The following is a 13,556-nucleotide window of genomic DNA, read 5'->3' on the forward strand; positions in this document are numbered from 1 at the left end:
GTAGTAATCAACAATATTAAAAATAAGATTCGTATTTATATAAATTTAGTAGAAATGGGGTTTTAAAAAGGAATGAGTATAAGCATAACGCGGCAAAAGATTTTGGCGGCCGCTTCTCAAATTGTGCAATGTAAAGGGGTTGCTAAATTAACCTTAGAAGCAGTGGCAAAAGAGGCGGGTGTAAGTAAAGGGGGATTATTGTATCACTTTTCAAATAAAGAAGCTTTAATAGAAGGTATGATAGTCAGAGGGGTAGAGGATTATGAAGGGGCCATTTACAATAAAGTAGCGGAAGACTCAGAGAGGAAAGGGAGATGGGTTCGCTCTTTTGTAGAGGAAAGATTAAATAATGAGAGAAGAACAGAAGAGTTGTCTAGTAGTATGATGGCAGCATTCATGTTAAAACCTGAATTACTTGAGCCATTACAACAATCATTTCAGCAACTGCAAAAGAATATAGAAAACGATGAGATAGATGCAGTTTGTGCAACAATTATTAGATTAGCAGCAGATGGATTATGGTATTCGGAATATTTAGGGGTTGGAAGACTAAGCCCCGAGTTAAGAGAAAAAGTGATTCAAGCTCTTATTAGGAATTCATATAAATAGAATATACGAACTATATAATGTGAAAATAATTCACCGTTGCTTCTTTAATGTAGTGGTGAATTATTTTTTTTATTAGAAAAATAGAACAATTTTATAGAGTATTGAATTATAACCGTCCAGACGGTATAGTAATATTTGGTTTAAGAGGAAAATGAAACAAAAAAAGAATAAAAGATATTTTTAGCACACTATTCGAAAGGATAGGCCGCAAAGCTTAGAGTCTACGGTAATACATATTGGTTACTAAGATCGTCTGGTTGCACATTTTTGATGCAACCGGACGGTCTTTTTTTGTTATATAAATATAAAAAATAGGAGGGAACTATGCAAATGAAAAGTACTAAAAGACATATTTCAATGGTTTCATTAGTTTTTCTAGTATTATTTTCAGTGCTGAATGTGTGGGCTCCAGTTATTCAAGCTGCTGTGATGAAAAGTCCAGTGGACGAAATTAATATTTCCCGTACTGATGGCACGACATCTGAACCGTATCAAGCCTCAGATGGTATGAAAGTAGAAGTGAAGTGGTCAGCTAAAGAAAAAATAAAAAGTGGAGATCAATTCACAATTGATATGCCAAAAGAGTTTCGAAAAGACCTTATGAATATGAGTTTTCCTTTAAAAGATGCTGAAGGAAAAACAGTTGGTACATGTGAGATGAAAAAGGGTCTATTAACGTGTACTATGGGTGATTACGTAGAAGGAAAGAATAACATTAAAGGTTCTTTATTCGTAGAATTCTACTTTGGTCTAGAAGCATATGATGGTGTTAAAGAAATTCCATTAGAATTTAACGTTGATGGTCAAATCGTCAATAAAGAAGTAAATGTAAGTAATACGACAGAGAGACCGAAGCCACAGCCCAATACAGATAATCTATTGAAATGGGGTTCTTATAATCAAGAAGATCCTTCGATTGCTGATTGGCTTGTATATGTAAATGCAACTGGAACAGAAATGCAAGATCTTAAATTAACAGATACATTAGGACCTGGGCATGAGTTAATTACAGACAGCGTAGTATTAGAAGAGGCTGTATTTGAAGATGGTTATGCACCAACAAATATTAAGCCAGCAGATTTATCTAACATTAAAATTAATGCAACAAAGGCTGGATTTACAATTGAGTTTCCAGACAGTTCAAAAGGCTATATTTTAAGATATAAAACAAAGGTTACAAATCCTGCTGCGAAGCCTCATAAAAATACTGTGAAATTAGAAGGTAAAAATATTAAAACTGAAGAAAAAGTAGGACAAGTATTTGTAAGTGGTGGGGGAGGATCCGGTTCAGGTGACAATAATCCACCTAGCATTGAAAAAAATATAGTTGATGAGAATGGCAAGCTTGTAGAGAATGAGCAGTTAACAAAAATGGATCAAGTGATTCAATACCAAGTTGGTACACATATACCGAACGATCCTCCTAAATACACATCCATGGTAATTCGTGATGATTTAGAAGATGTTTTAGAAGTATTAGAGGCAAAAGTGTATGATCAAAATGGCCAAGATATTACTTCTAAAGGAACGTTAAATATAGATAAACAAAGAAGTGAAGTAACATTTACGTTTGGTGAGAGTTTTGACTATAAGTCGTATGAAGACCAGATAATTAATCTTAGTATCAAGGCGAAAATTAAAAATGATGCAGACTTATCTTCTTACGTAGATAAGAAGATTCCTAATAAAGCGGAATTACATTTTGATGATAAAACATTAACATCAAAAGAAGTAACTATTACGCCGCCTGAAGCTCCAAAAGATGGTACAGTATCGCTTCATAAAATAGATTCTGAGAATCCGAACAAAGGGTTAAAAGGTGCCGAATTTGAAGTCCGAAATAGTGCAAATGAAGTTGTTGCAAAACTGAAAACGGACGAAAAAGGTTTTTCAGTACCTCAACCTTTAGCTCCTGGGACGTATAAAGTATATGAAACAGTAGCACCAGAAGGATATCAAAAATTAACAAGTCCAGTAGAGGTTACACTTCAAGCTGGAGAAACAAAAACAATTGAAATTAAAAATACTATGCAAAAGGGTCAAATTGAAGTAAAGAAAATTGATTCGGAAAATGGTGAGAAACCATTAGCAAATGCAGAGTTTGATATAGTAAAAGACGTTGTAGTAGTCGAACATATTGTTACAGATAAAGATGGTAAGGCAATCTCTAAACCGTTAGCACCAGGAAAATATATTTTAAAAGAAACGAAAGCGCCTGAAGGCTACCAATTAAAAGAAACAGAGTTCGAAGTAAATGTAACAGGGGACGGCATATTCCCAATACAAGTGGAAAATGCAATGGTAGACAAAGGTAATATAGAAATTACAAAAGTGGACAAAGAAAACGGGGCAGTATTAGCGGGTGTCGAATTTGAAGTCCAAGATGAGAAAGATGAAGTAGTAAGAAAAGTAGTAACAGATAAAGATGGAAAAGCAAATGTTTCAGATCTATCAGTAGGAAAGTACAAATTAGTAGAGGCGAAAAGCTTACCGGGTTATAAAAAGCTAACAGAACCAGTACCATTTGAAATAAAAAAAGGTATGACAAAAGCTTTAGCAATAAAAGTAGAAAATGAGCAGTTAGACAAAGGCTCAGTAGAAATTACAAAAATAGATAAAGATAGTCAAAAAGTATTAGAAGGCGTAGTCTTCGAAGTGCAAGATGAGCAAGGCAAAGTAGTAACAGAAGTAAAAACAGATAAAGATGGTAAAGCAAAAATCTCTGATTTATCAGTAGGGAATTACAAATTAGTAGAGACGAAAAGTTTACCAGGCTACAAAAAGCTAACAGATTCAGTATCATTCGAAATTACAAAAGGTATGACAACAGTCCTATCGTTGAAAGTAGAAAATGAACAGTTAGATAAAGGTTCAGTAGAAATTACAAAAATAGATAAAGACAGCAAAAAAGCATTAAAAGGCGTAGTCTTTGAAGTGCAAGATGAGGCTGGAACAGTAGTAAAGGAAGTAAAAACAGATAAAGATGGTAAAGCAAAAATCTCAGATCTATCAGTAGGAAAGTACAAATTAGTAGAGAAAGAAAGTTTACCAGGCTATAAGAAATTAACAGAGCCAGTATCGTTTGAAATTACAAAAGGTATGACCGAGATCTTATCATTAAAAATAGAAAATGAAATGGTAGATACGGGAAATATAGAGATAACAAAGATAGATAAAGATAATAAAGCACCGTTAGCGGGAGTAACATTCATCGTACAAGATGAAAAGGGTAAGGAAGTTACGAAAGTAACGACAGATAAAGAAGGAAAAGCAAATGTTTCAGATTTACCTGTAGGAAAGTATGAATTAGTAGAGGTAGAAAGTTTACCTGGTTATAAAAAGTTAGAAAAACCAGTATCATTTGAAATTAAAAAAGGCATGACTGAGGTTCTATCATTAAAAGTAGAAAATGAAATGGTGGATACAGGGAATGTAGAGATAACAAAAATAGATAAAGATAGTAAAGCTCCATTAGAAAATGTTGTATTTGAAGTACGTGATTCAAAAGGAAAAGTAGTTGCGAAAGTAAAAACGGATAAAGAAGGAAAAGCAAACGTTTCAGATTTATCTATTGGAAAGTATGAGTTGGTAGAAGTAGAAACACCGGCAGGATACAAACCACTAGAAAAGCCAATTTCATTCGAAATTGAAAAGGGTAGAGTAACAGCATTACAATTGACTGTAGAAAATGAATTAGTGGATACAGGAAATGTAGAAATTACAAAAGTAGATAAAGAAAATAAAGATGCTTTAGCTGATGCAGTCTTTGAAATTCAAGATGAAGCAGGACAAGTAGTCGCTAAAATAACGACAGATAAAAAAGGACAAGCACAAGTTACTAATTTATCAGTCGGCACATACAAGTTAGTAGAAGTAAAGGCACCAAAAGGGTATAAACAATTAGTAGATCCGATTACTTTCCAAATTGAAAAAGGCATGACAAAATCTCTTGCTTTAACAGTAGAAAACGAAATGTTAGACAAGGGAAATGTGGAAGTAACAAAAGTAGATAAAGATAGTCAAAAAGTATTAGAAGGCGTAGTCTTCGAAGTACAAGATGAGCAAGGAAAAGTAGTAACAGAAGTAAAAACAGATAAAAATGGTAAAGCAAAAATCTCAGACTTATCTGTAGGAAAGTACAAATTAGTAGAGAAAGAAAGCTTACCAGGTTACAAAAAGTTAACGGAACCAGTATCATTCGAAATTAAAAAAGGTATGACAAAAGTCTTATCATTGAAAGTAGAGAACGAACAGTTAGATAAAGGTTCAGTAGAAATTACAAAAGTGGACAAAGAAAGTGGCGCAGTATTAGCGGGCGTAACATTCGAAGTGCAAGATGAAAAAGGCAAAGTAGTAACAAAAGTAACGACAGATAAAGAAGGACAAGCAACAATTTCAGATTTACCAGTAGGAAAATATAAGCTAGTAGAGGTAGAAAGCTTACCAGGATATAAAAAACTAGCGAAACCAGTATCATTCGAAATCAAAAAAGGTATGACAGAAGTTTTATCACTAAAAGTAGAGAACGAATTAGTAGATAAAGGCTCAGTAGAAATTACAAAAGTGGACAAAGAAAGTGGCGCGTTATTAAAAGGCGTAACATTCGAAGTGCAAGATGAAAAAGGCAAAGTAGTAACGAAAGTAAAAACAGATAAAGAAGGAAAAGCGAAAATTTCAGATCTATCTGTAGGGAATTACAAACTAGTAGAAGTAGAAAGCTTACCAGGCTACAAAAAGCTAACAGAGCCAGTATCATTCGAAATTAAAAAAGGTATGATAGAAGTCTTATCATTAAAAGTAGAGAATGAACAGTTAGACAAAGGTTCAGTAGAAATCACAAAAGTAGATAAAGATAGTCAAAAAGCATTAGAAGGCGTAGTCTTCGAAGTACAAGACGACAAAGGAAAAGTAGTAACAGAAGTACAAACAGATAAAAATGGTAAAGCAAAAATTTCAGACTTATCTGTAGGAAAGTACAAATTAGTAGAGAAAGAAAGCTTACCAGGCTACAAACAATTAACAGAACCAGTATCGTTTGAAATTACAAAAGGTATGACAGAAGTTCTATCATTAAACATAGAAAATGAAATGGTAGATACGGGAAATGTAGAAATTACAAAAATAGATAAAGATAATAAGGCACCGTTAGCAGGTGTAGTCTTTGAAGTACAAGACGACAAAGGCAAGGTAGTAACGAAAGTAACGACAGATAAAGCTGGAAAAGCAACAGTTTCAGATTTATCAGTAGGAAAGTACAAGCTAGTAGAAGTAGAGAGTTTACCAGGCTACAAAAAATTAGAAAAGCCTGTACCATTTGAAATTACAAAAGGTATGACAAAATCTTTAGCGTTCACTGTAGAAAATGAAATGGTAGATACGGGGAATGTAGAAATCACAAAAATAGATAAAGACAGTAAAACACCATTAGAAAATGTTGTATTTGAAGTACGTGACTCAAAAGGCAAAGTAGTTGCGAAAGTAACGACGGATAAAGAAGGAAAAGCAAACGTTTCAGATCTATCAGTAGGAAAATACAAATTAGTAGAGACGAAGAGCTTACCAGGTTACAAAAAGTTAACGGAACCAGTATCATTCGAAATTACAAAAGGTATGACGAAAGTTTTATCATTGAAAGTAGAGAACGAACTGTTAGATAAAGGTTCAGTAGAAATTAAAAAAGTAGACAAAGAAAGTGGCGCAGTATTAGCGGGCGTAACATTCGAAGTGCAAGATGAAAAAGGCAAAGTAGTAACAAAAGTAACGACAGATAAAGAAGGACAAGCAACAATTTCAGATTTACCAGTAGGAAAATATAAGCTAGTAGAGGTAGAAAGCTTACCAGGATATAAAAAACTAGCGAAACCAGTATCATTCGAAATCAAAAAAGGTATGACAGAAGTTTTATCACTAAAAGTAGAGAATGAATTAGTAGATAAAGGCTCAGTAGAAATTACAAAAGTAGATAAAGGCTCAGTAGAAATTACAAAAGTAGATAAAGATAGTCAAAAAGTATTAGAAGGCGTAGTCTTCGAAGTACAAGACGACAAAGGCAAAGTAGTAACAGAAGTAAAAACAGATAAAAATGGTAAAGCAAAAATCTCAGACTTATCTGTAGGAAAGTACAAATTAGTAGAGAAAGAAAGCTTACCAGGCTACAAAAAGCTAACAGAGCCAGTATCATTCGAAATTAAAAAAGGTATGATAGAAGTCTTATCATTAAAAGTAGAGAATGAACAGTTAGACAAAGGTTCAGTAGAAATCACAAAAGTAGATAAAGATAGTCAAAAAGTATTAGAAGGCGTAGTCTTCGAAGTTCAAGACGACAAAGGAAAAGTAGTAACAGAAGTAAAAACAGATAAAAATGGTAAAGCAAAAATTTCAGACTTATCTGTAGGAAAGTACAAATTAGTAGAGAAAGAAAGCTTACCAGGCTACAAACAATTAACAGAACCAGTATCGTTTGAAATTACAAAAGGTATGACAGAAGTTCTATCATTAAACATAGAAAATGAAATGGTAGATACGGGAAATGTAGAAATTACAAAAATAGATAAAGATAATAAGGCACCGTTAGCAGGTGTAGTCTTTGAAGTACAAGACGACAAAGGCAAGGTAGTAACGAAAGTAACGACAGATAAAGCTGGAAAAGCAACAGTTTCAGATTTATCAGTAGGAAAGTACAAGCTAGTAGAAGTAGAGAGTTTACCAGGCTACAAAAAATTAGAAAAGCCTGTACCATTTGAAATTACAAAAGGTATGACAAAATCTTTAGCGTTCACTGTAGAAAATGAAATGGTAGATACGGGGAATGTAGAAATCACAAAAATAGATAAAAACAGTAAAACACCATTAGAAAATGTTGTATTTGAAGTACGTGACTCAAAAGGCAAAGTAGTTGCGAAAGTAACGACGGATAAAGAAGGAAAAGCAAACGTTTCAGATCTATCAGTAGGAAAATACAAATTAGTAGAGACGAAGAGCTTACCAGGTTACAAAAAGTTAACGGAACCAGTATCATTCGAAATTACAAAAGGTATGACAAAAGTCTTATCATTGAAAGTAGAGAACGAACAGTTAGACAAAGGTTCAGTGGAGATTACAAAAATGGCCGCTGAAAGCAAGGAAGTCTTATCAGGAGCTGTGTTTGAAGTTCATGATGAAAAGGGAAAAGTAGTAGTGAAAGTAACAACAGATAAAGATGGAAAGGCAAAAATCACAGATCTATCTGTAGGTAACTACACACTAGTAGAAGTAGAAGCACCAAAAGGATATGAAAAATTAACTAATCCAATTCCATTTGAAATTACAAATGGAATGATAAATGCAGTTCAATTAGAAGTATTAAACAAATTGAATCATTTAGCACCACCAGGTCCAGAAACACCAGATCCAGAAAAGCCTGGAACACCAGATCCAGAAAAGCCTGGAACACCGGATCCGGAGAAACCTGGAACACCGAATCCAGAAAAACCTGGAACACCAGATCTAGAAAAACCTGGAACACCAGATCCAGAAAAGCCAGGGACACCGAATCCAGAGAAACCTGAAAAAGAATTACCGAAGACAGGGCAGAAAATGCCTGTGGAACCATATATGGGAGCACTTCTTGTAATGATGAGTTTTGGATTACTCGTATTAGGTAGAAAACAGCAGAGATAATAAAGGTGAAAAGGTATCCTCAAAGTATTTGAGGATACCTTTTTTAGCATAAAAAAAAGCATCTAGCAAAAGTACTAGATGCAAATAAAAACACAAGGGAAGACAAAATTCTTCCCTTTTCCCGTATGTAATTATATCAAAAAATTTATAAAAAACTAGCTATATTTAAAATATAATTTTTAAAAAAGTTATATACATAAATAATTGCAATACGCGCAGTTTTATCTTTCTGAAAAATCCATTTCTTTAATTTCGAATATTAAGACTAATGTTGATAAATCTTCAGATAATTAGAAAAAATACCCAAAAGGATATATAATATTGCTTAATAAATAATTTTAATGAATTACATATATTTCATTTGGTGTATTAATTGAATATCATAATTTTAAATTTTATTAAGCAAGAATCTCGGTTACTTATTGCATTTCTAACATAGGGTGAGATAGAAAAATACAATAGTGTGGAGGTTTTTATAATGACGTTTGTTCTTAGTAAAATGAATGGGTTTAGCATAGAAGAAAAGGTACATGAATTTGAATCTAAAGGATTCCTTGAAATCTCAAATGAAATCTTTTTACAAGAGGAAGAGAATCATCGTTTATTAACACAAGCACAGTTAGATTATTATAATTTGGAAGATGATGCGTACGGTGAATGCCGTGCTAGATCTTATTCAAGGTATATAAAGTATGTTGATTCACCAGATTATATTTTAGATAATAGTAATGATTACTTCCAATCTAAAGAATATAACTATGACGATGGCGGGAAAGTTAGACAGTTCAATAGCATAAATGATAGCTTTTTATGCAATCCTTTAATTCAAAATATCGTGCGTTTCGATACTGAATTTGCATTTAAAACAAATATAATAGATACAAGTAAAGACTTAATTATAGGTTTACATCAAGTAAGATATAAAGCTACTAAAGAAAGACCATCTTTTAGTTCACCTATTTGGTTACATAAAGATGATGAACCAGTAGTATTTTTACACCTTATGAATTTAAGTAATACAGCTATTGGTGGAGATAATTTAATAGCTAATTCTCCTCGAGAAATTAATCAGTTTATAAGTTTGAAGGAGCCTTTAGAAACTTTAGTATTTGGACAAAAGGTCTTCCATGCCGTAACGCCACTTGGAACAGAATGTAGTACGGAGGCTTTTCGTGATATTTTATTAGTAACATTTTCTTATAAGGAGACAAAATGAGAGAGAATAAAATAATTATGATTTCTGGAGCCAATAGCGGTATAGGTCATGCTTGTATAAAATACTTTTTAGAAAAATCATTTTATGTAATAGCGCTTGATATTCATAATAATAATTTAATAGATTATATGAAAACAGATATGCCTTTGAAAGTAGTGCAAATTGATTTAAGTAATAGCGAAGCGATTCATAATCTTTTTACTCAATTAGATTTAGAAAAGCTTTCTCCTGATATATTAATAAATGCAGCTGGTATTCGAGAGATAACACCTGTTTTACATTTATCCGATGATATGTTTAAAAAAGTAATTGATGTAAATTTAGTAGCCCCATTTATCCTTTCTAGGGAAGTAGCTAAGCGATGGTGTGAATCGAAAATAAAAGGTTGTATTGTGAATATAGCATCGGTTTCTGGATTAATGGCTGAACCAGAGCGAGCTGCTTATGTTGCATCAAAGCATGCTTTAATCGGATTGACTAAACAGATGGCTATGGAATTTGGGAAGCAAAATATAAGGGTAAATAGCATTTCTCCCGGTGTTATTAGAACCGAACTTACAGAAGAATACTTTAGTAATAAAGCCTTGATGTCTATGATAAAAAGTAATCAATCTTTAGATACTTGGGGGTTGCCGCAGGATATTGTTTCATGTATTGAGTACTTGATTTCTGATCAGGCCCGCTTTATTACTGGTTCTAATTTTGTAATTGATGGTGGTTGGACTGCTGGGAAAAATTTATAATTGAGTGTTTTTGAGGAAAAGCACCTGTCCTTTTTTTAGGCTGGTGTTTTTCTCACTATAAACCGAGTTTTTATTGGAGGGGGATTAATTTGCTTCAAAAGAGTTTTAAGCAAGAGAAAACGGTACCGGCCTTAAAGATGATAGCATCAATGGTTATCTTTGGATCAGTTGGATTTTTTTCTGTTCAAACAAACTTACCTTCGTTTGAATTAGTGTTTGTAAGGTGTATTTTTGCGACAATATTTTTAAGTGTATGCTGGTTGCTTACAGGGCAATATAAACAAGATAAATGGGAACGAAAAGAAGTTATTCAAGTTTTAATATGTGGTTTTTTCTTAGTATTTAATTGGGTTTTCTTATTTAAAGCCTTTGAAAATATGTCAGTTACCATTGCTATCTCAGTTTATCATCTTGCACCAGTAATTGTACTGTTAATTGGAAGTATCGTCTTTAAAGAAAAATTAACATTCATATCTATCATTTCAATAATTGTGTGTTTTGCAGGAGCTTTATTAATTGCTGGTATTGATGGAAGCTTCTCTGTCGGCTCATTAATGTCTTCAGGTATGATATGGGGATTTCTTGCGGCTCTCTTTTATGCATTTACAACTTTATTTGGTAAAGGGATTAACAAAATGAGTGCGTATGCAATGACATTTTTACAAACATTCTTGGGGATATTTCTTTTAATACCATTTATAGATTTAGATGCTTTTAGTGGCCTCACTCAAAGTAATTGGACATATATTATAGCTACTGGTTTTATTCACACAGGGATAGTATATTATCTGTTTTTTGATAGTTTACGCTATTTATCTACAAAAACCATCTCAATATTAGTTTTTTTAGATCCGGCAGTGGCAATATTATTAGATACTGTACTTACTGGATTCCGTCCAACTTTAATGCAAATAACAGGAATTCTTTTTATTTTTATTGGCATGACTTTAACATTAAAAAAATCTAAAGATAAAAAACTAAGCCAAAAAGAAAAGCGAATTGAAAGCGATGCTAGTATATCTCAACAATAATGAAATATATTGTGTATAAAACGATAAACCTTGCATGAATCATGTAAGGTTTATTTTAGTTCAATATAATTCATATTTATAATACATAATTTTCAAAACTGAGGTATGTGTTTCTTTAATATGCTTTTGATTCAACTATTTTTATTTGACTATAAATTTACAAAAATGTATATAAAACCTTATTTTTTGATAATATATAAGTAATAAATTCATAGAATTGGAGTGATGAGATGCAGCCGTTAGAAAGGGAGATTCATTCTAATATGCTGAAAGTGTGGAGGATGCACGCTTTAATTGGGGCGGTAGTTATACTAACAGTCGTAATTGCGTATTTCTTTTTTATGATTAACTTTAACTGGTGGGGCTGGTTGTTCGGACTATTAGTAACAGGAGCTATTACATTTATTCCCCTTGATTATTTTGTGTTTCCAAATTTACGTCAACGCTATTATAGTTACAGATTAAATGAAGAAGAGATTGAGATTCAAAAGGGAATGTTTGTTGTAAAACGCGTACTTATTCCGATGATCCGTGTGCAGCACGTAACGATTGAGCAAGGGCCGATCATGAGAAAGTATAATTTAGCAGAATTACATATTTCAACAGCCGCAACTTCTCATAGTATTCCAGGTTTAACGAAAGAAGAAGCAGAACAGCTGAAAAGACAAATTGGAGAACTTGCGAAAGTGAGTGATAAGGATGTATAAGAGGCAACATCCGATTACGATATTGTTAGGTATTAGGATTGCGAGTTTGTTGCCACTTATTATTCTTGTTTTATTTAAACCTGATGAACAAGTGGAACCTTGGTATTTATTTTATCTTTTTCTTCTGGTTGTTTTATTCATCATGGCTATTTTTTCAGCAATTAAATGGTATTTTAAAGTTTACTGGATTGAGAATAATATTTTACATATAAAGCACGGTGTTTTTGTAAAGAAGGAAAGCTATTTAAATAAAGAGCGTGTACAAAATATTAGTACGTCTTCTAACATCATTTATCAAATGCTCGGACTTATGAAGTTAAATATAGAAGTAGCCGGTGGTGGTAATGAACCAGAAGTGATGTTGGCTGGTATTAAAGAAGACGAGGCAAAACATTTAATTTCTTTATTACATAAGAAAGAAACTACTGTAAAAGAAGAAATAGAAGAGGAAGAAAGCAAGACGGTTTATCAGTTAACAGCGAAAGAGGTTTTAGCCGCAGCGATTACATCTGGTCGGTTCGGACTAGTGTTCTCTGGGCTAGTACTTCTTTACACAAAGTTTGATTTTGTTCTTCCTGAAGGATTCACAAGTAAAGTAGAAGTGTATGTGATGGGAAACGGTGTTTATAAACTAATTGTAATTGCATTAATTTTAATGGCAATTTCGTGGATTATTTCCACGGCTGGATATGTGTTGAAATATGCAAACTTTAAAATTGAGCGAAAAGGGGAAGAGATTCGTATCGTTCAAGGATTATTTGAAAAGAAAGAGTTTGTCTTAAAATTGCACCGCATTCAAGCGATTACTGTAAAAGAAGGTATGCTTCGCCAGCCGTTTGGCTATTGTGCTGTTGAAGTGGAAGCAATTCAAAGTATTGGAGCAGCAAGTAACGAAGTAATGTTGCATCCATTTATGAAGAAAAAAGATGTACAGCACCTGATCACATATTTAGAGTTACCATATGAAATCGAAGCGGAGATCGTTCACTTACCAAAAACAGCGTTGCGTCGTTATTTCATTATGGGCTGGTTAATAAGTATCATACTCACAGTTCTAATTGCCAGCGTGAGTATATATTTTAAACAATATATTGCGTTGTTTGTTATTTTACCGTTATTTATCGTGTTTTCGTTACTTGCGTATGCTAGATATAAAAGTGGCGGTTATGAATTAAGAGAAAATCAACTAACGGTTGTATATCGTAATTTTTCGAAATATACAGGAATAATGCGAAGAAGACATGTTCAAGCAGTAGGTTATAATCAATCGTATTTTCAAAGAAAAGATGAATTATGTACAACTCTTGTAGCGGTAGCTGGGCGCGGTTATGAAGTAAAGCATATGAGAAAAAAAGATTCACTTCGTATATATAATTGGTACAAAGAAAAAGGAAACACCGGTGTGTAATGGTGTTTCCTTTTTGTCATTAAATTGATATCTTTAGTCGAATCGTTGATATATTTCAAGATATGATAGATATATTCGGAAAATCGTTGATATATTTCAAGATGTGATAGATATATTCGGAAAATCGTTGATATATTCAAAGATGTGATAGATATATTCGGAAAATCGTTGATATAATTTCAC

7 protein-coding genes and 1 riboswitch are annotated in these 13,556 nt (G+C 32.9%); all 7 genes read left to right on the forward strand.

Annotated features, from left to right (window positions below; genetic code table 11):
- Positions 1 to 72 precede the first annotated feature (72 nt).
- The 7 genes from BC_RS05300 to BC_RS05330 all read left to right on the forward strand — a co-directional run bounded on the left by BC_RS05300 (position 73) and on the right by BC_RS05330 (position 13,373).
- A complete protein-coding gene (locus tag BC_RS05300; protein ID WP_000028020.1) occupies positions 73 to 609 on the forward strand; it encodes a TetR/AcrR family transcriptional regulator in 537 nt (178 codons plus the stop codon).
- A gap of 172 nt (positions 610 to 781) precedes the next feature.
- Positions 782 to 874: riboswitch (cyclic di-GMP riboswitch) on the forward strand.
- A gap of 59 nt (positions 875 to 933) precedes the next feature.
- Entirely contained in the window at positions 934 to 8,268 is a 7,335-nt protein-coding gene (locus tag BC_RS05305; RefSeq protein ID WP_001178115.1) for a SpaA isopeptide-forming pilin-related protein, read from the forward strand.
- Positions 8,269 to 8,746: 478 nt separating this feature from the next.
- Complete coding sequence (locus BC_RS05310; RefSeq protein WP_000144813.1) at positions 8,747 to 9,484, forward strand: 2OG-Fe dioxygenase family protein; 738 nt, start codon at positions 8,747 to 8,749, stop codon at positions 9,482 to 9,484.
- Positions 9,481 to 10,227, forward strand: a complete 747-nt coding sequence (locus BC_RS05315; protein ID WP_001208947.1) for an SDR family NAD(P)-dependent oxidoreductase — start codon at positions 9,481 to 9,483, stop codon at positions 10,225 to 10,227. Before BC_RS05310 ends, BC_RS05315 begins: the two co-directional genes overlap by 4 nt.
- 89 nt (positions 10,228 to 10,316) lie before the next feature.
- The gene (locus tag BC_RS05320; RefSeq protein WP_000939625.1) at positions 10,317 to 11,258 is read left to right on the forward strand and encodes a DMT family transporter; all 942 of its coding nucleotides are present in this window, start codon (positions 10,317 to 10,319) and stop codon (positions 11,256 to 11,258) included.
- A gap of 230 nt (positions 11,259 to 11,488) precedes the next feature.
- Positions 11,489 to 11,965, forward strand: a complete 477-nt coding sequence (locus BC_RS05325; RefSeq protein WP_001182728.1) for a PH domain-containing protein — start codon at positions 11,489 to 11,491, stop codon at positions 11,963 to 11,965.
- Positions 11,958 to 13,373: a PH domain-containing protein gene (locus BC_RS05330; protein WP_000278133.1), complete on the forward strand. Its 1,416-nt coding sequence runs from the start codon at positions 11,958 to 11,960 to the stop codon at positions 13,371 to 13,373. The genes BC_RS05325 and BC_RS05330 overlap by 8 nt, the downstream gene beginning before the upstream one ends.
- The last annotated feature ends 183 nt before the right edge of the window (positions 13,374 to 13,556 follow it).

It is taken from the genome of Bacillus cereus ATCC 14579 (assembly GCF_000007825.1).
GTDB classification, from domain to species: domain Bacteria; phylum Bacillota; class Bacilli; order Bacillales; family Bacillaceae_G; genus Bacillus_A; species Bacillus_A cereus.

What these genes read in the sequence shown, in the direction of transcription:
- BC_RS05300 (WP_000028020.1), top strand. Translation starts at nt 73, where the DNA reads ATGAGTATAAGCATAACGCGGCAAAAGATTTTGGCGGCCGCTTCTCAA.
- BC_RS05305 (WP_001178115.1), top strand. Translation starts at nt 934, where the DNA reads ATGCAAATGAAAAGTACTAAAAGACATATTTCAATGGTTTCATTAGTT.
- BC_RS05310 (WP_000144813.1), top strand. Translation starts at nt 8,747, where the DNA reads ATGACGTTTGTTCTTAGTAAAATGAATGGGTTTAGCATAGAAGAAAAG.
- BC_RS05315 (WP_001208947.1), top strand. Translation starts at nt 9,481, where the DNA reads ATGAGAGAGAATAAAATAATTATGATTTCTGGAGCCAATAGCGGTATA.
- BC_RS05325 (WP_001182728.1), top strand. Translation starts at nt 11,489, where the DNA reads ATGCAGCCGTTAGAAAGGGAGATTCATTCTAATATGCTGAAAGTGTGG.
- BC_RS05330 (WP_000278133.1), top strand. Translation starts at nt 11,958, where the DNA reads ATGTATAAGAGGCAACATCCGATTACGATATTGTTAGGTATTAGGATT.